This is a genomic window from Agrobacterium radiobacter (assembly GCF_040801995.1).
Classification (GTDB): domain Bacteria; phylum Pseudomonadota; class Alphaproteobacteria; order Rhizobiales; family Rhizobiaceae; genus Agrobacterium; species Agrobacterium radiobacter.
On the sequence record NZ_JBEGHX010000001.1, the window covers coordinates 383,746 to 404,734 of the forward strand.

At 61.0% G+C, this 20,989-nt stretch carries 21 protein-coding genes; 13 read left to right on the plus strand and 8 right to left on the minus strand.

The features are described 5' to 3' along the window. The first annotated feature begins 44 nt into the window (after positions 1-44). The 5 genes from MRBLRC7O_RS01830 to chrA all read left to right on the plus strand — a co-directional run bounded on the left by MRBLRC7O_RS01830 (position 45) and on the right by chrA (position 4,087). Positions 45-272, plus strand: coding sequence for a F0F1 ATP synthase subunit C (locus tag MRBLRC7O_RS01830; protein ID WP_003494147.1), 228 nt, complete (start codon positions 45-47; stop codon positions 270-272). 80 nt (positions 273-352) lie between these two features. Beyond that, complete coding sequence (locus tag MRBLRC7O_RS01835) at positions 353-994, plus strand: F0F1 ATP synthase subunit B (protein WP_003503119.1); 642 nt, start codon at positions 353-355, stop codon at positions 992-994. A gap of 1 nt (position 995) precedes the next feature. Beyond that, positions 996-1,481, plus strand: a complete 486-nt coding sequence (locus tag MRBLRC7O_RS01840) for a F0F1 ATP synthase subunit B (protein ID WP_020010562.1) — start codon at positions 996-998, stop codon at positions 1,479-1,481. A 391-nt stretch (positions 1,482-1,872) separates the two neighbouring features. Next, entirely contained in the window at positions 1,873-2,685 is an 813-nt protein-coding gene (locus tag MRBLRC7O_RS01845; protein ID WP_112540211.1) for a chromate resistance protein ChrB domain-containing protein, read from the plus strand. A gap of 4 nt (positions 2,686-2,689) precedes the next feature. Further along, positions 2,690-4,087 (plus strand): chromate efflux transporter, encoded by a 1,398-nt coding sequence (gene chrA / locus MRBLRC7O_RS01850; RefSeq protein WP_111820525.1) that lies wholly within the window; start codon positions 2,690-2,692, stop codon positions 4,085-4,087. A 56-nt stretch (positions 4,088-4,143) separates the two neighbouring features. Here the strand turns inward: chrA and MRBLRC7O_RS01855 are convergent, their stop codons facing one another. Continuing rightward, entirely contained in the window at positions 4,144-4,797 is a 654-nt protein-coding gene (locus MRBLRC7O_RS01855) for a ribonuclease HII (protein WP_080865904.1), read from the minus strand. 449 nt (positions 4,798-5,246) lie between these two features. Continuing rightward, a complete protein-coding gene (locus MRBLRC7O_RS01860) occupies positions 5,247-6,404 on the minus strand; it encodes a PA0069 family radical SAM protein (RefSeq protein ID WP_162690751.1) in 1,158 nt (385 codons plus the stop codon). A gap of 286 nt (positions 6,405-6,690) precedes the next feature. Here MRBLRC7O_RS01860 and MRBLRC7O_RS01865 point away from each other — a divergent pair, with 286 nt between their 5' ends. After that, entirely contained in the window at positions 6,691-7,209 is a 519-nt protein-coding gene (locus MRBLRC7O_RS01865; RefSeq protein ID WP_060726391.1) for a glycosyltransferase family protein, read from the plus strand. Between the two features lie 10 nt (positions 7,210-7,219). Here the strand turns inward: MRBLRC7O_RS01865 and MRBLRC7O_RS01870 are convergent, their stop codons facing one another. The 3 genes from MRBLRC7O_RS01870 to MRBLRC7O_RS01880 all read right to left on the minus strand — a co-directional run bounded on the left by MRBLRC7O_RS01870 (position 7,220) and on the right by MRBLRC7O_RS01880 (position 10,435). Further along, on the minus strand, positions 7,220-8,653 hold the full coding sequence (locus tag MRBLRC7O_RS01870; protein WP_080865906.1) for an FAD-binding oxidoreductase: 1,434 nt from the start codon (positions 8,651-8,653) through the stop codon (positions 7,220-7,222). Positions 8,654-8,703: 50 nt separating this feature from the next. Further along, positions 8,704-9,681 carry an L-threonylcarbamoyladenylate synthase gene (locus tag MRBLRC7O_RS01875; RefSeq protein ID WP_080866535.1) on the minus strand — a complete coding sequence of 326 codons (978 nt, stop codon included), beginning with the start codon at positions 9,679-9,681 and terminating at the stop codon, positions 8,704-8,706. Between the two features lie 145 nt (positions 9,682-9,826). After that, positions 9,827-10,435 carry a DUF6656 family protein gene (locus MRBLRC7O_RS01880; RefSeq protein WP_080865909.1) on the minus strand — a complete coding sequence of 203 codons (609 nt, stop codon included), beginning with the start codon at positions 10,433-10,435 and terminating at the stop codon, positions 9,827-9,829. A gap of 332 nt (positions 10,436-10,767) precedes the next feature. Between MRBLRC7O_RS01880 and MRBLRC7O_RS01885 the strand changes: the two genes are divergently transcribed. The 4 genes from MRBLRC7O_RS01885 (at position 10,768) to MRBLRC7O_RS01900 (ending at position 14,499) form a co-directional block, all read left to right on the plus strand. Then, the gene (locus MRBLRC7O_RS01885; RefSeq protein WP_003503099.1) at positions 10,768-12,012 is read left to right on the plus strand and encodes an aromatic ring-hydroxylating oxygenase subunit alpha; all 1,245 of its coding nucleotides are present in this window, start codon (positions 10,768-10,770) and stop codon (positions 12,010-12,012) included. A 7-nt stretch (positions 12,013-12,019) separates the two neighbouring features. Beyond that, on the plus strand, positions 12,020-13,102 hold the full coding sequence (locus MRBLRC7O_RS01890; protein ID WP_107675177.1) for an FAD-binding oxidoreductase: 1,083 nt from the start codon (positions 12,020-12,022) through the stop codon (positions 13,100-13,102). Between the two features lie 185 nt (positions 13,103-13,287). Then, complete coding sequence (locus MRBLRC7O_RS01895; RefSeq protein WP_003503095.1) at positions 13,288-13,755, plus strand: BA14K family protein; 468 nt, start codon at positions 13,288-13,290, stop codon at positions 13,753-13,755. A 225-nt stretch (positions 13,756-13,980) separates the two neighbouring features. Beyond that, the gene (locus MRBLRC7O_RS01900) at positions 13,981-14,499 is read left to right on the plus strand and encodes a BA14K family protein (protein ID WP_003503093.1); all 519 of its coding nucleotides are present in this window, start codon (positions 13,981-13,983) and stop codon (positions 14,497-14,499) included. Between the two features lie 58 nt (positions 14,500-14,557). On the opposite strand, the gene MRBLRC7O_RS01905 is transcribed toward MRBLRC7O_RS01900, so the two are convergent. Continuing rightward, positions 14,558-15,553 (minus strand): transporter, encoded by a 996-nt coding sequence (locus MRBLRC7O_RS01905; protein ID WP_035212536.1) that lies wholly within the window; start codon positions 15,551-15,553, stop codon positions 14,558-14,560. A 222-nt stretch (positions 15,554-15,775) separates the two neighbouring features. Between MRBLRC7O_RS01905 and MRBLRC7O_RS01910 the strand changes: the two genes are divergently transcribed. The 3 genes from MRBLRC7O_RS01910 to MRBLRC7O_RS01920 all read left to right on the plus strand — a co-directional run bounded on the left by MRBLRC7O_RS01910 (position 15,776) and on the right by MRBLRC7O_RS01920 (position 18,736). Then, complete coding sequence (locus MRBLRC7O_RS01910; RefSeq protein ID WP_080865911.1) at positions 15,776-17,560, plus strand: acyl-CoA dehydrogenase family protein; 1,785 nt, start codon at positions 15,776-15,778, stop codon at positions 17,558-17,560. 10 nt (positions 17,561-17,570) lie between these two features. Next, positions 17,571-18,329 carry a crotonase/enoyl-CoA hydratase family protein gene (locus MRBLRC7O_RS01915; RefSeq protein WP_080865913.1) on the plus strand — a complete coding sequence of 253 codons (759 nt, stop codon included), beginning with the start codon at positions 17,571-17,573 and terminating at the stop codon, positions 18,327-18,329. 89 nt (positions 18,330-18,418) lie between these two features. Further along, positions 18,419-18,736, plus strand: a complete 318-nt coding sequence (locus MRBLRC7O_RS01920) for a hypothetical protein (protein WP_003503086.1) — start codon at positions 18,419-18,421, stop codon at positions 18,734-18,736. Positions 18,737-18,856: 120 nt separating this feature from the next. Here MRBLRC7O_RS01920 and MRBLRC7O_RS01925 read toward each other — a convergent pair whose 3' ends face one another. Both MRBLRC7O_RS01925 and MRBLRC7O_RS01930 read right to left on the minus strand, forming a co-directional pair. Beyond that, entirely contained in the window at positions 18,857-20,107 is a 1,251-nt protein-coding gene (locus MRBLRC7O_RS01925) for a class I SAM-dependent RNA methyltransferase (protein WP_003503079.1), read from the minus strand. Beyond that, positions 20,104-20,856, minus strand: a complete 753-nt coding sequence (locus tag MRBLRC7O_RS01930; RefSeq protein ID WP_003503077.1) for a TlyA family RNA methyltransferase — start codon at positions 20,854-20,856, stop codon at positions 20,104-20,106. Before MRBLRC7O_RS01930 ends, MRBLRC7O_RS01925 begins: the two co-directional genes overlap by 4 nt. Between the last annotated feature and the right edge of the window lie 133 nt (positions 20,857-20,989).

Consider the following 20,989-nt stretch of genomic DNA (forward strand, 5'->3'; position numbering starts at 1 on the left):
GCGTCAAAAACAGCCGCAACAACCAATATCTCAAGGAGTCTCACATGGAAGCGGAAGCAGCAAAGTACATCGGCGCAGGTCTCGCATGCCTCGGCATGGCTGGTACGTCCCTCGCACTCGGCCGTATCTTCGGTGATTACCTGTCCGGCGCACTGCGCAACCCCTCTGCTGCCGACAGCCAGTTCGGCCGTCTGGTATTCGGCTTTGCCGTTACGGAAGCTCTGGGCATCTTCTCGCTGCTCGTTGCTCTCCTTCTCCTGTTCGCTGTTTAATATCAGCATCAGGTCTGGATCACGGCCCGCAACATAGCGTGCCGTGATCCTTCGCATTTGCAGTCCCCCTGGAGGTGAGCATGTTCGTGACCGAGGCTTATGCCCAGTCAGCACCGACCGTAGGTGAAACGCATACGGAAACTCCGGCTGTCGGCCAGCCGCAACCGGAAGCCACGCACACGGAAACCGGTGTGGCGCACGGCGCTGAACACGGTGCTTCCGGCGTATTCCCGCCGTTCGACCAGTCTACTTATGCATCGCAGGTTCTCTGGCTGGCGATTACGTTCGGCCTTTTCTACCTGCTCATGCAGAAGGTCATCGTTCCGCGCGTCGGCGGCATTCTCGAAAACCGTCATGGACGCATCGCACAGGATCTCGATGAAGCGGCACGCCTGAAAAGCGAAGCCGACGCTGCCGTCGAAACCTATGAAAAAGAACTCGCGGCAGCCCGCGCCAAGGCAAGCTCTATCGGCGCCGCGGCACGTGACTCCGCTAAAGCGAAGGCCGATGCCGACCGCGCCGCCATCGAGGCGGGACTTGCTGAAAAGCTTGCCGCCGCCGAAAAGCGCATCGCTGGTATCAAGGAACAGGCTTTCGCCGATGTCGGCGCCATTGCTGAGGAAACCGCGACCGCGATCGTTGACCAGCTGGTCGGCACTAAGGTCAAGGATACCGACGTCAAGGCCGCCATTGCAGCCGCTTCGACTGTGAAGGGAGCCTGATATGGCGTTTGATGCATCATTTTTCGCTCTCGTCGGTCTTGTTCTCTTTTTCGTCCTGATCGCCTATCTCAAGGTTCCGGGCATGCTCTCCAAGTCTCTGGACGAGCGCGCGCAGAACATTCAGGACGAGCTGGCCGAAGCCAAGCGCCTGCGCGAAGAGGCCCAGCACCTGCTGGCCGAATATCAGCGCAAGCGCAAGGAAGCCGAAGCTGAAGCCGCCGGCATCGTTGCTGCCGCCGAGCGTGAAGCCGCAGCGCTCACCGAAGAAGCCAAGCAGAAGACGGAAGAATTCGTCGCCCGCCGCACGGCCCTTTCGGAACAGAAGATCAAGCAGGCCGAAGAAGACGCCATCGGCGCCGTCCGCGCCGCCGCAGTCGATATCGCCATTGCCGCTTCCGAGAAGCTGCTGGCCGAAAAGACCACGGCTGCCACTAAGGCCAAGCTTTTCACCGCCACGATTGGCGAAGTGAAGTCCAAGCTGAACTGAGATTTATCTCGGACTGATAAGAACCCCTCCGGCGAGAGCTGCGAGGGGTTTTTTGTTGTCAAATCCGGTTGGAGTTATAGCGCCAAAGGTGGGTGATCGACCCGCTTTGGCCAAAGTCTTCTTAATGGTGGATATCGGATTGCTCTTCCGCTTTGCACCAACAGCGGACATGCTGTGCATTTTCTGACGCAACCAACTTATCGTCGGGAAGGCTTATTCGATAGCGAGGCACAGAAGCGCCATGCTGGTGTGGTCCGATAGGACGCCCGGTCACCTGCTTGACATATTCCAATTCCGGTGCGAATTTTTACCTATGGGGTAGCGATCGCCCCATGAGGCCACGGCCGAAGAATCGCGTCCTTTGAACCCGAAAAAAACGGAGGGACGCGCGATGCCGTCATTTCTTGAAATCACACCCGAAAAGCTCAATCGCATTATCGGCACGCCCAACGCGCCGACGATTATCGACGTCCGCACTGACGAGGACTTTGCTGCTGATCCCCGCCTCATACCGGGAGCGATTCGGCGCGATTACCGCCAGGTGATGGACTGGGCCGAAGGGCTTACCGGGCCATTGGTCGTCCTCTGTCAGAAAGGCCAGAAGCTCGGTCACGGTGTTGCCGCTCACCTTCGTGCGGTTGGCAGTGCCGCCGAGGTTCTCGAAGGCGGCTTCGAAGCCTGGCGTGCGTCGAAAGCGGCCCTGGTCCCCGACGATAGGCTGCCGCCCCGCGACAGCCGTGGCCGGACGGTCTGGGTAACCCGCTCGCGTCCGAAAATCGAACGCGTCGCCTGCCCGTGGCTGATCCGGCGCTTCGTCGATCCTTCGGCGGTCTTCCTGTTTGTAGCGGCGGCGGAAGTATCAGCGGTCGCCGATCGCTTCAACGCCACGCCCTTCGACATTGAAGAGGTCTACTGGAGCCACCGTGGCGAGCTTTGCACCTTCGACGTCATGGTCGAGGAATTCGGCCTTGCGACGGAACCCATGCTCCGCCTCGCGACAATCGTCCGGGGAGCAGATACGTCCAGACCCGAACTCGCCCCCGAAGTGCCGGGACTGCTTGCCGCCTCACTCGGCTTATCCCGGATGTTCAACGACGACCTCGAACAACTCGCGGCCGGCATGACGCTCTACGATGCGTTTTACAGATGGTGCCGTGATGCAACCGAGGAGACCCACAACTGGCCCAACCCGAGGAAGGCATGAGACCATGACCGACCTTGCAAAGACCAGTGTCCGCCTGGATGCGGGCGAAGACGACATCGTTCCGCTTTCCGAAGCCGTGAAGGTATGGGCGCGCGTGGCAGCGCTCAGCTTCGGCGGCCCAGCAGGCCAGATAGCAGTGATGCACCGCATCGTCGTTGACGAGAAGCGCTGGGTGGGTGAACACCGTTTCCTGCATGCCCTCAACTACTGCATGCTGCTGCCGGGGCCGGAGGCTCACCAGCTTGCCATCTATATCGGCTGGCTGCTGAACAAGACCAGGGGCGGCATGATCGCCGGCCTGCTGTTCGTCTTGCCGGGATTTCTATCCATTCTGGCGCTCAGTTACATCTACGTTATCTTCGGCGACGTCACCGCGATCGAGGGCATGTTCTTCGGGTTGAAATGCGCGGTCCTCGCCGTTGTCGTTCAGGCGGTCTTTCGGATCGGCAGCAAGGCGCTAAAAAACAATGTGATGGTCGCCATGGCGGCCGCCGCCTTCGTCGCGATCTTCTTCCTTCACGTGCCCTTTCCACTGATCATCCTCGCGGCCGCAATCATCGGCTGCTTCGGGGGGCGGACAGGGCTTCACGCTTTCAAGGCAAACGGCGGACACAAGTCGGGATCGGGCAAGATACTCGAAGACAGGGATTCCATCCTCGGCGAGGACATTCCCCTTCACGCCAGGCCCAACCTTGCCTGGTCGCTCAAAACCTCTGGCACTCTTGCAGCGCTCTGGCTCATTCCCGTCGCGACGCTGATCCTGGTGCTCGGTTGGGACAATGTGTTCTCGAAGATGGGTCTGTTCTTTAGCCAGATGGCCGTCGTCACCTTCGGCGGCGCCTATGCCGTGCTCGCCTACGTCGCTCAGGCTGCGGTGGAAAACTATGGATGGCTTCGTCCGGGAGAAATGCTTGATGGTCTCGGTATGGCCGAGACGACGCCCGGTCCTCTCATTATGGTAACGCAGTTCGTCGGCTTTCTCGCGGGCTATCGCGATCCGGGGGCGTTGTCGCCGCTGGCGGCGGCAACTCTCGGAGCGATCCTGACGACCTGGGTAACTTTCCTGCCGAGTTTCCTTTGGATATTCGCTGGTGCGCCCTTCATCGAGAAGATGCGCGGTAACGCGGCGCTTGGCGGGGCGATGTCGGCCATCACTGCGGCCGTCGTCGGGGTGATCCTCAACCTGGCGGTCTGGTTTGGACTTCACGTGCTGTTCGAGGAAGTCCGACCCGTGGCCCTCGGCCCGCTGGCATTGGATGTTCCAGTCTTCTCATCACTCCTGCTGCCGTCGCTCGCCCTGACATTGCTCGCGGCATTCGCCATTTTCCGGCTCAAGCTGTCTGTGATAGTCACGCTGGCCCTGTCTGCAGCGCTTGGGATTGCCTGGCGGTCGATAGTTTGAAACCCGGGGTCCGCTTTGGCCTATCGCGGAAGTGATTGCCGGACCTTCATTCACGATCAGTCCCGCTTCAGCGGCCGAAAGCTCATCCTGTGCAACGGGCAGGGGCCGTGGCTTTCGATGGCGCGCAGGTGGGCGGGCGTGCCGTAGCCGGCATGGCCTTCGAAGCCGTAGGATGTGTGCACCACACCGGCGCGTTCCATCATCCGGTCGCGCGTCACCTTGGCGATGATCGAGGCTGCGGCGATGGAGAGGGAGCGGGAATCGCCCTTGATGACGGCCTTGGCTTCGCAGGTGATACCCGGCGGCCGGTCGCGGCCGTCGGCGAGAACGAGGGCAGGGGAGATTTCGAGACCGAGCACGGCGCGGCGCATGGCGTCCAGGCTGGCGCGCAGGATATTCATGCTGTCGATCAGGCCGGGGCCGGAGGAGGCGACGGATACGATCGAGGTTTCCATGATCTGTATGAACAGGCTTTCCCGCTTCTGCTTGGTCAGCTTCTTGGAATCGTCCATCCCCTTGGGAATATTGTCCGGATCAAGAATGACGGCTGCCGCAACCACGGGTCCGGCCAAAGGCCCCCGGCCTGCCTCATCCGTGCCGGCGACGGGCCAGAGGCCCTTCTTTTTCGCCTCCAGCTCGAAGGAGAAGTCAGGGCCGGTATCGGCAAGATCAAAAAGGGCAGGAGAATCGGGTGTGGCCGTGCGTTTCATGCGGCGAAACTGGCACACACACCCGATCTCCTGCAAGCCCCCGGAAGCGGGCGATGACAGGCATGGTGAGCCGGGGTCAAGGGGCGTGGCTCACCGTGCCCCGAAGGTCATCATGACCTTTGATCCTCCAGCGGGGCGGCGGAGGAAAACGATCGCACGCGAGGCGGCGGCTCCGGGGGGCGATGTCCGGCGGGCCAGGGAAAACCCGCCGGGCATTTCGTCGAGAGCAACAAGATGAGAAGGTTGCTCCTTATCGTTTTGAATTTCGTTTAATATAGGCTCACAGAGCCTCCGACTGTCGGCGAGTTATCCTTCATGCTCGACGTCATCCTCGGGCTTGACCCGAGGATCCATTATCGCGCTCGGTTTAGATCCTCGGCTCAAGCCCGCGGATGACGTCGAGTTCAGTTCGGGCATTCATCATCTCAGTCATTTTCAGCGTTTGCTTCTCAAAGCAGCGACAATTGCACGCCTGCACCGCCCGGCGGCACGAAGAGATCGTCACGCAGGTGGATGCCGCGGCGGATGAGGCCAAGCCGCTTCGTGGCCATCTCGAAACGCCTGCCGATCTGCCAGGCATAGGGGCCGGCGCCCTTCATGCGTTTTCCGAATTCCGCGTCATAATCCTTGCCGTCACGCATGGAGCGCACCAGCGACATGACATGGCGGTAACGGTCCGGATAGTTACGCAGCAGCCAGTCGCGGAACAGCGGGCTCACCTCCAGCGGCAGGCGCAAAAGCACATAAGACGCTTCGGTGGCGCCAGCGGCCTTGCCGGCCTCGAGAATGCGCTCGATTTCATGATCGTTGAGTGCCGGAATGACAGGCGCCATCATCACGGCCACGGGAATGCCCGCCTCGGTCAGCGCCTTCACCGCGTCCAGCCGCTTCTCCGGCGTGGCGGCGCGCGGCTCCATGTTGCGCGCGAGCTTGCGGTCCAGCGTCGTCACGGAAATGCCGACCTTGGCGAGCCCCTTTTTGGCCATGGGCGCCAGAATGTCGATATCCCGCTTGATCAGCGCCGATTTGGTGACGATGGCGACGGGATGATCGGCCTTGGCCAGCACTTCCAGTATCTGCCGCATGATGCGCCATTCGCGCTCAATCGGCTGATAAGGGTCGGTATTGGTGCCAATGGCGATCACCCTTGGCTTGTAGCCCGGTTTCGCCAGTTCCCTTTCCAGAAGCTTTGCCGCATCCGGCTTGGCGAAGAGTTTCGATTCGAAATCCAGACCGGCCGAAAGTCCCATATAGCTGTGTGTCGGCCTTGCGAAACAATAGATGCAGCCATGTTCACAGCCGCGATAGGGATTGATGGAGCGGTCGAACGGGATGTCGGGCGATTCATTGCGGGTGATGATGCTGCGTGGCTTCTCCACCTGCACCTCGGTGCGGAACTCCGGCATGTCCTCGAGCGTCTGCCAGCCATCGTCGAAAACCTCGTGCTGCAAGGTCTCGAAACATCCATCCGGATTGAGCCCGGCGCCACGGCCGCGACGGCGGTCGATCTCGATGCGCAGGCCAGATGCATCGGCCAGCGCATTGGCAATGTCAGGCATATGGCTCGGCTGGAAGGCAGCCTGCCCCGAAAGCGTATGGTTTCTCATCTGGATGCTCCCAGGACGCCGCACGCCTTTCGAGGCACGCTCAACGCCCTAAACCGTTTCCGTCCGGACAGGCGTTTATCGCCTTCCGAATGATTAAATTCCTACATCAGGAATGAGAACATTACAAGAACAAAATTGCAGATTCAGCTCGCGTATCAGACAGGGGCGTGACCGCGATATGTCTGACCGCGTGCGGAGGCCGTGTGACGTTCGGCATAAGCAGCCACGGATTTTACCGCGATCAGCCCAGTGGCAATTTATTGTGCGATGCGTTAGAGCTATGCAGATGTTGACAGTCATAATGGAATGCCGGGATCACGAACCGGAGCTTGCGCATACGCTGTCTGCGCTTGTCACCGGGGCCGTGGAAGGGCTTGTAAGTGATGTTGTGATTCTTGATCACGGTTCGCGCGATGGGTCGTCGCGCGTCGCCGATGCCGCCGGTTGCCGTTTTTATGGGCAATGGGACATCGAGGATGTCGTGAAGTCCGCGCGCGGCGGCTGGCTGCTTCTGATCGAGCCCGGCGCGCGCCCGCAGGCGGGCTGGATCGACGAGATTCTCGAATATGTGGCGATCTGCGCGCAGCCGGCCCGCTTCTCGCCCTCGCGCTATCACCGGCGCAATGTCTTCAGCCGCGTGCTGCGCCGTATTCCGCCATTGGAACACGGATATCTTCTGCCAAAGAAGCATGCCCTGTCGATCGCCAGATCGGGCATGAGCCTGACGCAATTTGTCGGCGCGCAGAAACCGCGCCGGCTGAATGCGGAAATAGTGCCCGCCTGGGCGCTGCGGGCTTCGGCTTAACGGGCGCGTCTTACCCGGCCAGAACCTTGCCGGGATTCATGATGCCGGCGGGGTCGAAAGCATGTTTGATGCGTCGCATCAGTTCCATTTCGATGCCGGGGCGAATGGCGGCCAGTTCATCGCGCTTCAATTGCCCGATGCCGTGTTCGGCCGAAATGGAACCACCGAGCGACAGCACGATGCCATGCACGATCTCGTTCATATCCCGCCAGCGGCCGAGGAATTCGGCCTTGTCGGCACCGACAGGCTGGGAAATATTGTAGTGGATATTGCCGTCACCCAGATGGCCGAAGGCACAGACACGCGCGCCCGGGATGGCGGCGAGAACCGCCTTTTCCGCCGTCGCCATGAATTCCGGTATTTTTGAAACCGGAACGGAAACATCGTGCTTGATCGACCCGCCTTCGGGCTTCTGCGCATCCGACATGCTCTCGCGCATATGCCAGAGCGCCTGTCGCTGCGCCTCCGATGCGGCGATCACGGCGTCCTGAACCAGCCCGGCCTCAAAACCGCGCTCTAGCAGCGATTGCATCATCGTATCAGCCGTTTCCGCCGAATCGGAGGTGGAGATATCGATGAGCGCGTACCAGTCGTGCGGTTGCTCCAGGGGATCGCGCACGCCGGGAATATGTCTGGCGGTGAATTCGACGCCGATTCGCGGCATGAGTTCGAAGCCGGTCAGCGCCGTGCCGCAGAGGTTGGAGGCCATTTCAAACAGCTTCAGCGCATCTTCGGTGGAGGTCAGCCCCGCAAAGGCCACCTGATGGCCGAGCGGCTTCGGGAAGAGCTTCAACACCGCGCCGGTGATGACGCCAAGCGTGCCTTCCGAGCCGATGAAGAGATCACGCAGATCGTAACCGGTGTTGTCCTTCTTCAGCCGGCGCAGCCCGTTCCAGATTTCGCCTGTCGGCAGCACCACTTCGAGCCCGAGGCACAGCTGGCGCATATTGCCATAGGCCAGAACCGCTGTGCCGCCGGCATTGGTGGCGAGATTGCCGCCGATGCGGCAGGACCCTTGAGAGCCGAGCGACAGCGGGAACATGCGCTCCACCGTGTCGGCGGCCTTGTGGATGTCGTCGAGAATGCAGCCGGCATCGGCGACGATGATATTGGCGACCGGATCGATATCGCGGATGCGGTTCATGCGTTCCAGCGACAGGATGATGTCGGTGCCATCGGCACGCGGCGTCTGACCGCCCACAAGGCCGGTATTGCCGGTCTGCGGCACGATGGCAGTGCCGGTCTCGCTGGCGAGCTGCAGAATGGCCGAGACCTCTTCGACCGAACCGGGCTTGAGCAGCAACGGCGAGGCGCCGCGATAAAGCCCGCGATTTTCCACCAGACGCGGCGCCATTTCCGCCGGGTCACGCACCGCGTTCTTTTCGCCGACAATGGTGGCAAAGCGGTCAAGGATGTCGGAGGAGGGGATGGCGGTGGTCGTCATGGGCGGCGTCTCGCTGTCTTTTGAAACATGGGCGAAAGGATTGGGTGCCGTCAGCCTCGCGGCGCGGCGGCGCGGGAAAGGCGGTCGTTGATCGCCTCTCCGAGGCCATGGGTGGGAATGGCGGTGATGGCGATGGTGTCCGCACCGCTCGCATCGGCGGCTTTCAGATAATCGAACAGATTGGCGGCGGCCTCGGCAAGATCGCCGATGGGGCTAAGGTCGAGAACGGTGCGCGCGGCCTCTTCGCCTGATATGGCGATGCCGCCGAAGCGGATCAGCGCTTCGCCCGGCAGAACCGAGGTGGCGTGAAGGCGCACGGCGGCGCCCGGCGCATAATGCGACGCCAGCATTCCCGGCGCTTCAATGGCGGCGGAGGCTTTTTTCGGCCGTTCGAGGCTTTTGCCCGCAAGACGTTCTATGTCTTCGGTAACGATGCCGCCGGGACGAAGCAGCCGCACCCGGCCATCCTCTTCCACCTTGACGATGGTGGATTCGACGCCGACGGAGGCTGCGCCGCCGTCGAGAATGAGATTGATCTTCTGGCCGAGATCCGCTTCCACATGGGCGGCACTTGTCGGGCTGATCTTGCCGGAACTATTGGCGCTGGGGGCGGCGAGCGGCCTGCCGAAGCGGCGGATGAGATCGCCGGCAAAACCTTGGGGCACACGAATGCCGACCGTATCGAGCCCGGCCGTCGCCAGCGAATGAATATCGCTTGCCGGGTTCAGCGGTAGCACCAGTGTCAGCGGGCCGGGCCAGAAGGCCTCCGCGAGTTTCCGCGATATGGGATCGAAGACGGCGTAACGTTCGGCCATGGCGATATCGGCCATGTGGCAGATCAAGGGGTTGAACTGCGGCCGGCCCTTCGTCTCGTAAATGCGGGTAATCGCCGCCGGGTTGGTGGCGTCGGCGGCAAGGCCGTAGACCGTTTCCGTGGGCAGGGCGATGGGCTGGCCGGCGGCAAGCTCGGTTGCTGCTGCCTGCAGGGCTGTTTCCCGCTCGTTGTCTATATTGATATGACGCGCCATGATGCTGCCTTTCAGGGCGGTCAATAGCGTATTTCAGGGCGGAGTGGGAAGCGCTAATGCATGTCGTCCGAAAGTGGTCCGCGGTTTCGGGATAACGACATGCATAAAACAAATAAAGATAAAGCGCCGGGGCGCTCTATCGCTTCTATATCGCCTTGATGACCTTGCGCATCTCCTCGGACCGCGCGCCGAGCATGAGCACATTTTTCAGCGCCACGCGCGGATCATGGGTCTGGAACAGCAGGCCGCCGCGATGGATGGAGGTGTCGACGGCGATTTCCTGATCCGGAAGCGCGCTGATGGCGACGGCGAAATACATCCGCGAATAACGCGCATCTATATTTTCGAAGAAGTTCCCGGCCCCGCTCAGCTCGGCGAAGAAATTCGCGAAATAGAACGACCAGAGCACATGGCGCTCGGCATCGAAGCTCGTTTTCGCCGCCGTGACGTGACAATAGCCGAGATGCGGCCGGTCATTGAGCAGATGGTGAAAAACCATCTTCGGGAAACGGATGGACTGGTGAAAGGCGTTGAGACGGTTGTGGGTGGCATCAGCGGCGGCTTCCAGCTTTCGCCCGGTCAGCGCAGCCACTTCATCATGACTGTAATAGACGCGTTCCCTCGGCAGCCAGCGCTCTTCATAACGGCTGATGCGCCCCGTCCGCAGGAAATCCGAATGCGCGGTCTTCGATCTTATCGGTGTGACCGAATGCCTGCTCGCATCGAAATAGCGTATGCGTGTCGCCTTCTCCACCGGAAGCGCCCTCGTTGCTGTCGATCCGGCAAGATAGTTTAGGGCGCGTTAATACTCCGTTGCGTCGCGCCTCCCGTTTTTTAACGGGTGGGGAGTAAAGCGCGCGACATCATGCGTCATATTGCGACGTGATTTCCGACATTGAATAGCTGTCGGATTTCCCAGCGGAATGGGCTGCGACGGCGAATTGCGCATGTCGCAATTTGTCGCCAATGCGGAAGCCGATGTCGCTGTTTGTGCTGCCGCAAATGACCGCCGGTGTTTAGATGAGTACATGCTTCCGCAACCCCGCAAATGGTGTCGGGCAGGGCGGTTTGATCGAGGATTTGGCCATGGAATTGCGTGATACCGTATTGCGCCAGCTGAAAAACCGCCGCGAAGGCTTCAGCCTGGAACAGCCCTTCTACACGGACCCGGATTATTTCAAGCTGGATATGGAAACGATCTGGTATCGCGACTGGCTGTTTGTCGGCCATGATTGCGAAGTGCAGAAGTCCGGCAGCTATTTCACCGTTCAGGTCGGCGCCTATTCCGTCGTCATCGTTCGCGGTCGCGATGGGCAGATCCGCGCCTTCCACAATTCCTGTCGCCACCGCGGCTCCCGCGTCTGCACCACGCAGAAGGGCCAGTCGGCGCGCCTTGTCTGTCCTTACCACCAGTGGACCTACGATCTCGACGGCAAGCTGCTCTTCGCACGTCACATGGGTGAAGAGTTCGACAAGGGCGATTTCGGCCTGAAGCCTGTCGCCTGCGAAACCGTCGCCGGTTACGTCTTCATCTGCCTTGCCGATCAGCCGGCGGATTTCGAGCCCATGCGCAAGGAAGTCGAGAGCTACATGGCTCCGCACCGCATCTGGGAAGCGAAGGTCGCGCATGAAAGCACGATCATCGAAAAGGGCAACTGGAAGCTCGTCTGGGAAAACAACCGCGAGTGCTACCATTGCGCCGCCAACCACCCGGAACTCTGCCGCACCTATCCCGAAAACCCGAGCGTGACGGGAACGGATGGCGGTGCCAGCGACCCCGAAATCGGCGGCCACTGGGCGCGCTGCGAGGCCGCCGGCCTGCCGAGCCGCTTCAAGATCGACCCGAAGGGCCAGTTCCGCGTCGCCCGCATGCCGCTGATTGGTGAAGCGGAAAGCTACACCATGTCTGGCAAGCGCGCCGTGCGCCGGCCGCTTTCGGAGGATGTCAGCATCAGCCATATCGGCGCGCTGCTCCTGTTCCATTACCCGACGACCTGGAATCATTTCCTCGGCGACCACACCATTTCCTTCCGCGTGCTGCCGCTCAGCGCCACGGAAACCATGGTCACCACCAAATGGCTGGTGCACAAGGATGCGGTCGAAGGCGTGGATTACGATCTCGAAGATCTCACCCACGTCTGGAACGAAACCAACGACCAGGACCGCCGCATCGTCGAGGAAAATGCTTTTGGCATTCGCTCGCCCGCCTATGAGCCCGGCCCCTATTCCATGGAGGACGAGGGCGGCGTGATGCAGTTCGTCAACTGGTATTCCGATTTCATGGTCGACCGGCTCTCCGGCGATAAGGCCCGGCTCTCTGCTGTAGCGTGATGCGAAGATGAATATGGTTGTGACCTACAAGCACATAGACGAGATGAAGCCGTGGAGCGACAAGCTCCAGCTGCTGGAATGCATTTCAGTGACGCCCGAGACCCCGGACGTCATGACGTTTCTGTTCCGCTCGGAGGACCAGAACTGGTTCCGTTATCTGCCGGGCCAGTTCGTCACGCTGGAATTGCCCGTGGGTGCGGAGCCGCTTTACCGCACCTACACCTTGTCCTCCAGCCCGTCGCGGCCCTATGCGCTGTCGGTCACGGTCAAAGCGCAGGCCAACAGCATCGGCACGCGCTGGATGTTCGACAATCTCAAGCCCGGCATGAAAATCCGGGCGCTGGGCCCGCTCGGCGACTTTTCCTACGTCAAGCATCCCGGCGACAAATATCTCTTCATTTCGGCAGGCTCCGGCGTCACGCCGATGATGTCGATGGTGCGCGACATGAGTGACCGCGCGCCGCAGAGCGACATTGCCTTCGTCAATTGTTCGCGCACACCCGGCGATATCGTCTTCCGTCACGAACTGGAATATCTCGCCCGTTTCATGCCGAACCTGTCGCTCGGCTTCATTGTCGAGAAATGCGGTCGCACCGACCTGTGGTCTGGCCTGAAAGGCATGGTCGACAAGGCCAAGATCGCGCTTCTGGCGCCAGATTTCATGGAGCGCACCGTCTTCTGTTGCGGGCCGGAGCCGTTCATGGCCGCCGTCCGCTCGATGCTCGACGCATCCGGCTTCGATATGAGTCGCTACCATCAGGAAAGCTTCGCGCCGGCTGCCCCGGTCACCGTTGGTGAAAACGTCCTCACCGGTGCGGATGGCGAGGCACTGTCGATGGTGGGTTTCACCCTTTCCGGCAAGGAAATGCCCTGCCAGCCCGGCCAGACGGTTCTGATGACGGCGCGTGCCGCCGGCGTCCGTATCGGCGCTGCCTGCGAATCCGGCATCTGCGGCACCTGCCGGGTGCTGAAGCTTTCGGGTGAGGTGGAGATGAACCACAATGGCGGCATTCTCGATGAGGAAATCGAGGAAGGCTATATTCTTGCCTGCTGCTCGCGGCCTCTGACTGACGTGAAGGTGGAAGCCTGACACGAGCAGGCGTTTCATCTCATTCGTCTTTCACCGGATAGTTGTCTTGGAACTAAATTTCTCTAAACTCGTTTGCACGTCATCGAATTCTTTTCGGGCGTAGAACGGGGCTGTCCCATATCTCCGACAAGAGCGAGTGGGTGAAAAGGCGTGGTCCAACGCGCTGAAGCAAACGGAGGAAGATCATGATGAATTTCCGGACAACGAGTGTCGCCACGGCGATAGTCGTGTTCCTCACCAGCTTTACGCCATCGCAGGCGTTCCAGGCGCCCGTGCCGATGCCGAAGCCGGCGATCACGGCCGACAATAATGTTGTGCCGGTGCAGTACCGCGAATGGGACCGCAGAGGCGACCGCAGGTACGGCGACCGCATGTATCGCCCGCGCCCGCCGCGTGATGGATATTACAATGGTCACCGCGGTTATCGCGATCGCCGTCCGGGCTACCGTTATCACAACGGTTACTGGTTCCCGCTTGCAGCCTTTGCCGCAGGCGCGATCATCGGCGGCGCCATGTCGCAGCCGCGCCCGGCCTATGGCGGCAGCCATGTCGAATGGTGCCAGAACCGCTGGCGCTCGTATCGCGCTTACGACAACAGCTACCAGCCAAATAGCGGTCCGCGCCGCATATGCGTATCGCCTTACAGCCGCTGATAGTGGTTTTCGAAAGCCCGGATTTTGATCCGGGCTTTTGCTTTCAGGCGGCCGGGCCGGGTAACCGAAGCGTGAATGGATCGTTAATGCTGGGTTCAGGCGAAAACGCCTAGCCTGCAACCGGTAATGTTCCGGCCAGAACCGACAAACTGGCTGAGTAAGAAGAAAAAGGTGTTATTATTCACGTCCAACGGCCTGTCGACCGTCGTGAATGGAGGAAGTCAGATGAGAGACTATATGAAGAATATCTTGGCTGTCGGTCTTTCTGCGATCGTGGTAGCAGGAGCGATTGTTCCGGCAGAAGCAGCGATGCCACTACCAATGGCGCCGAAGAGTGTCGAGACGGTGGGCAACGACGCCAGCAAGAATATCGTGAATGTGCAGTACTGGCGCGACCGTCGCGACTGGGATGGCGGACGTCGAGGCTGGTATGGCGGCCATCGCGGCTATCGTGATTACCGCCCGGGTTATCGTCATCATGACGGTTACTGGTTCCCGCTCGCAGCCTTTGCGACGGGTGCGATCATCGGCGGCGCGCTGTCGCAGCCGCGTGAAGTCTACCGTCCGGTTCCTGAATATCGTCCGCGTCCGGTCTATCGCGAATATCGTCCGGTCCGCCGTGGCGGTATGAGCCAGGCGCATGTGAACTGGTGCTATGGCCGCTATCGTTCCTACGATGCCTATAGCAACACGTTCCAGCCTTACCATGGCCCGCGTCAGCCCTGCTATTCGCCTTACAGCTGATAGAATGTCAGGCTGAAATTGACAGAGCCGTCCGGTTACGACCGGGCGGCTTTTTACGTTACAGGATTCGTGCGCGCTTCAGTACGAACCAGGCGAGTGCAACCGAAATCACGATGAAGATGCTGGCCGACAGCGTGCCGCCGGTGCCGACGGTAAACGGCAGTTCATCCGTATTCATGCCGAAGAAACCGGTCACCAGCGATGGCGGCAGCAGGAATGCCGTCATCAGCGACAGGATATAAAGGTGCCGGTTGGTTTCGGACGAGAGTTTGGAATCGATTTCTTCGTGCAGCAGCCTTGCACGCTCCTGCAGGGCATAGACGTCATGATCGACAGCCTCAAGGCGGCCCATCAGGCGTGAGGCGACATCCTCGAAACCGTCAGGCATTTCGTCATCATCGGCGGCCGAAGCCCGCCGCATCAGCGTCAGCACGGTGCGCAGATGCCGATGCAGGCGAACCACCGTGCGGCGCAGCGGGGCGAGCCGCCGCCGTTCGTCGCGTGTCTCGCTGTCATAGACCAGATCCTCGATGGCGTTCAGTTCCTCCGTCGTCTCCATCACCAGATTGATGAGCGAGCGCTGGAATTCGGCGACGAGGCCTTCGAACACATGTGACGGTGTGAGATAGCGGTTGGAATTCTTGTCGACCGCCGCCTTCAGCCGGTCCACCGAATGCAGCGGCTGCAGGCGGGTGGTGATGATGAAGCGGTCACTTACCGCAAAATGCAGCCAGCCGAAATCGCGCGTTTCCTTGTCGAATTCCCGCTGGAAATCGACAAGCGTGCCATAGAGCGATTTTTCATCGACCACGATGGACGGATGTGTCTCATGGGTGGTGAGGCTTGCGCGCGCTGCCGGATCGAGACCGTCGATGGTCTCGAGAAAACCCGCTACGCGCTGATCGGCGAGATTGAGATGCAGCCAGAAGAAGCCTTCGCACTCGGCCATTTCGTGAAAGCCGGCATCGGGTGCAAGCCGGCGGCACGGGGCTGTGCCGGGGTGGAATTGATAGGCCCAGACAAGGCCTGGAATAACTGGCGTTATGAGATCCATCGTGGCAGTCCTGACCGGCTGGATGGGAGGAGGGAGGCGCCCGTCGTTCCGGTGTGGGAGCAGCGGCGTCGTCGGGCGACTTTCAGCGCATGCTGAGCAAATTCATATGACAGTTTTATAACAATCCCGTCGAAATGACGGGAATTTTCAAATTGACGTTTACGTAAAAATCATTTAGCCCGAAGCCAGTAGCAAGATGCCAGAGCTTCGGGAGGAGGCAGCATGTATAGCGCGCCGGTGGATGATATCGCCTTTACACTCAAACATGTAGCGGGTCTTGGAGACGCGCTTTCAAAGGGTGTGCTTGGCGATCTCGGTGAAGACCTCGTGGATGCCATCCTGCAGGAAGCTGGCCGTTTCGCCACCGAACAGGTCGCACCGCTCGCCGATATTGGCGACCGTCAGGGCGCGAAGCTCGCCGACGGCAAGGTGACGACGCCTGACGGTTGGGCCGATCTTTACCGCCGCTGGGCGGAAGCGGGCTGGAACAGCCTGACCGCGCCGGAGGAGTTCGGCGGCCAGAACCTGCCGCATATGCTGAATGTCGCTGCACTCGAAATGTGGAATTCCGGCTCCATGGCCTTCGCGCTGGCGCCGACGCTGACCATGGGCGCGGTGGAAGCCATCGTCGCCCACGGCAGCAATGATCTCAAGCGCATCTATCTGCCGAAACTCGTTTCCGGTGAATGGACCGGCACCATGAACCTGACCGAGCCGCATGCGGGTTCGGATCTCGGGGTTCTGAAGACCCGGGCGGAGCGCAATGGTGACGGCACCTACCGCATCTTCGGCCAGAAGATTTTCATCACCTGGGGCGAACACGACGCGGCTGACAACATCATCCACCTCGTTCTCGCCCGCCTTCCGGATGCACCGGCCGGCACGCGCGGCATCTCGCTGTTCCTCGTTCCGAAATTCCTGCCTGATGAAAACGGTGCGCCGGGTGGCCGCAATGACCTTTTCTGCCATTCGCTGGAGCACAAGCTCGGCATTCATGGTTCGCCCACCTGCACGATGATCTTCGGCGATGGCAAATTCGGAGATGAAAAGGGCGCTCTCGGCTGGCTGGTCGGCGAAGAGAACAAGGGTCTCGCCTGCATGTTCACCATGATGAACAACGCCCGCCTTGCCGTCGGCATGCAGGGTGTTGCGATCTGCGAAGCGGCGACCCAGAAGGCGATCGAATACGCCAGGGAGCGCACGCAGGGCAAGGCGCCCGGCTGGCAGGGCTCCGGCATGAGCCCGATTATCGAACATCCTGATATCGCCAGAACGCTTCTGACGATGAAGGCGCTGACTCAAGGGTCGCGGGCGATTTCCTTCAGCTGCGCGCATGCCATCGATATGGCGCATGCGAGCGAAGACGCCCGGCAGCGCGCTCACTGGCAGGAGCGCGCTGCCCTTCTGACCCCGATCGCCAAATCCTTCTCCACCGATGCCGGTGTGGATGTCGCCTCCATGGGCATTCAGGTGCATGGCGGCATGGGCTTCATCGAGGAAACCGGCGCGGCGCGTTATCTGCGTGATGCCCGCATCGCCCCGATCTACGAAGGCACAAACGGCATTCAGGCCATCGATCTGGTGCTGCGCAAACTGCCGCTCTCCGAGGGCGCGCAGGTGCGCGGTTTCATCGCCGAACTGCGCGAGATCGCCGCCCGGACAGCCGCATCGAACCGCGATGATCTCGGTGAGACGGCCCCTTATCTTGAAGCCAGCCTCAACGATCTGGAAACGGCGACCGACTGGCTGCTGGACCGCATCAAGGCGGGCGAAACCGAAACGGCACTCGCCGGCGCGACACCCTATCAGCGCCTCTTCGGTCTGGCGCTGACAGGCGCCTATCTCGCCAAGGGCGCATTGGTCTCTGTCGATGATGGCAGGGGTGGGCATCGCGCCGCACTTTGCCGCTTCGCAGCGGAAAACCTGCTGGCGGAAACGGCGGCGCTGAAGGATCGCGTTATATCAGGCGCGGCAAGCCTTGCCGCCGCCCGCACCGTACTGGCTTGAGGAGGCTCAGATGTCGAACGATCATATTCTCGTCGAGCGGGTGGGTCATGCGCCGGAGGTTCTGACCATCCGCTTCAACCGGCCGGACAAGAAAAACGCCATCACCGATGCCATGTATCTGCGCATGGCCGAGGCCCTGCATGCCGCCAATGCGGATCCGGACATCCGCGTCGTTGCGTTTCTCGGTACGGAAGGCTGCTTTTCCGCCGGTAACGACATGGCCGATTTTCTCGCCTTCGCCATGTCGGGCGGTAAGGGCAAACTCGCCGCATTGGAACTTCTGAAAGCGCTCGTCGCCTTCGACAAGCCAATGGTATCAGGCGTGGACGGGCTCGCCATCGGCATCGGCACGACGCTGAACCTGCATTGTGACCTGACGGTCGCTTCCAGCCGTAGCCTGTTCAAGACGCCCTTCGTGGATCTGGCGCTGGTGCCGGAAGCGGCCTCCAGCCTGCTTGTGCCGAAGCTCATGGGCCACCAGCGCGCCTTTGCGCTGCTTGCCATGGGCGAGGGTTTTTCCGCCGAGCAGGCATTGCAGGCCGGGATGATCTGGAAAGTCGTCGCCCCCGAACATGTCGAAATCGAAACGCTGGCGCTTGCCACCCGCCTTGCCGCCAAACCTCAGCAGGCGCTGAAGATCGCCCGCGATCTGGTTCGCGGCAACCCGGCCGATATTCTCGCCCGCATCGAAGAGGAAGGCCGCCATTTCATCGCGCAGCTGCAAAGTGCGGAAGCGCGAGCCGCCTTCGAGGCATTCATGCGTCGTTAAGTGTGCGGGCAGGAATTCCTTGCGGTTAAGCAACCGGGCAATATGGCTTGGGTTAGATAACGCAACGTCATTGTCCGAAGGCCACCCACATGCGTCACTTCGTTTTCGCCCTGACTGTCTTCCTATCCGCCGCGACGATTGCCGAAGCGGCGGCGATAACACGCGCTCCAGCGGCTTCCACCAACGACGTCATTCTGGCGCAGTCCACGGACGACGATAGCCCGAACTTCTATTCCGGCAATAACCGCGACCGCCAGCGCCGCGCGCGTTTCGTCTGCGTCATCACCCCGCCGGACAGCGCCAACCGCCGCCGGCCCTATATCTGCCCGCTGGAACGGGGCCGTGTGGGCGGTGCCTGCCGCTGCTCGGGCGTGGTCGGCAACGGCACGGTCGATACGGCCTGGTAAGACTCCCAGGCTTCCTCTCCATCCTCATTCCTGTGACAAGCACAGGAATGAGGGCCGTTGGGATTGCGGGCATATGAATCGTTGCGTCAGCTTCGCTGAGCGGCTCTGCGCCCGGATTGCTTATTTCTCCAGCGTCGCCACCGCTTCCACATGCGGTGACCACAGGAACTGGTCAACCGGCGTGACGCGGGTGATGCGATAGCCGCCCTCGGTCAAGATGGCGAGATCGCGCGCAAGCGTCAGCGGGTTGCAGCTCACGGCAACGATCTTCTTCACCGTGCTGCGGGCCAGTTCCTTGCACTGGAATTCCGCACCGGCGCGCGGTGGATCGAATACGACAGCATCGTAATTCTTCAATTCGCTTGTCATCAGCGGCCGGCGGAAGAGATCGCGTTTCTCGACGCTGACCGGCTTCAGGCCCTGCGTGTTGCGGGCGGCGAAATCCAGTGCCTTCAACGGCTTGTCTTCCGCTTCCACCGCATGAACTCTGCCGACGCGCGCAAGCCGCAGCGCAAAGGTGCCGGAACCGCAGAACAGATCGGCAATGCGTTTGGATTTGCCGATATGGGCAAGCACCAGCTCGGCCATGGCGTCTTCCGCCTGCTTCGTCGCCTGCGTGAAACCGCCGGCCGGCGGCGAAACGGGAACACCGCCGAATTCGATGATCGGCTTCTGCGGTTCGATCAGGATTTCGCCGGCAAGCGAGACGCGGGCAATGCCGCGCATGGCCAGCACTGTTTCCGTGAGCGTGCGCCGCTGCTTGTCATTGACCGACTTGATGCCCTCGACGGAAATATCGAGACCGGAGAGCGTTTCGAGAACGGTGATGCGGAACGGCTCGGCGTTCGCCACCATGGAAAGGCCGATGGCGCGGATGGCGTCCAGCCGCGAGACGATGCCCGGCGAGGTGACGGGACATTCCTCGATGGCGACGATGTGATGGCTGTTTGCCTGGCTGAAGCCGAGCAGCAGGCCCTTTTCCGTCTTGCGGGCGGCGAACACCGCGCGGCGGCGTTCGCCGGGGCGACAGATGACAAGATCGTCCACATCAGGCGTCAGGCCCTTCGATTTCAGCGCCGAAACCACCAGCTCCCGCTTGTAGGCATGGTAAGGCTGATCGGAAAGATGCTGCAGCGAACAGCCGCCGCAGGTGCCGTTCTTGCCATCGGGACCGAAGTGGCGGCAGGCGGGTTCACGGCGCTGCGCCGAGGCTTCCGTTATCGACATGACGGTGCCGTGATCCTTGACCTTGGCGATGGCGACCGTTTCACCGGGCAGCGCGAAGGGCACATAGACCGGGCCGTCGGGACAGTGCGCGATGCCGTCGCCCTGCGCGCCGAGGCTCTTGATGGTGACGGTCTGTGTACTCATGGCTTTTCGCCTCCGAGAAGAAATTCGATATTGCCGTCACCGCCGGAAATCGGCGAGGGAATGAGGCCAAGGCTTTTCCAGCCCATGTCCTCCGTCAGCCAGCGTTCCAGTTCGGCGGCCACGGCAGGCGCGGTTTCCGGCTCCTTCAAAAGCCCGGCCTTGCTGATGGCGTCGCGGCCCGCCTCGAATTGCGGCTTCACCAGCAGGACAGCCAGAGCGCCCGATCCAGCAAGCTCAAGTGCCGGGGCAAGTGCGAGCTTCAGCGAAATGAAGGACACGTCGGAGACGATGAAACCGATGGCCCGGTCATCGATATCCTCTGCCGTCAGGTAGCGCGCATTCAGCCCTTCCAGATTGGTCACACGCGGATCGTTCTCGATCCTTGGATGCATCTGCCCGTGCCCGACATCGATGGCGGTGACGTGTTTAGCACCACGATGAAGCAGCACCTCGGTAAAACCACCAGTCGAAGCGCCGACATCAAGACAGTCATGGCCCTTCGGGTCGAGCCGGAAATGATCGAGCGCGGCTGTCAGCTTGAGGGCGGCGCGGGAGACGTAAGCCTGCGCGGGATCGCTGATGGCGATCTCGGCATTGCCGGCGACGGTCTGGCTCGGTTTGGTGACGGTCTTGCCGTTGACGCTCACGGTGCCGCGCGCAATCGCGTCGCGTGCACGCGAGCGGCTGGCAAAGTGGCCGAGCGACACAAGAAGCTGGTCAAGCCGTTCATTTTCAGATGTTTTGGACATGGTTCCGTGTCAATGACCGCCAAACTCCGCCGATGCAAGCGATTTATCGCCGGGACGGGCCGGCAATGCCCGCTGCCGGCCATAATGGCGATGTTGCACCGCAAAGTCAGAATGTTCGATTAATCCAATATAA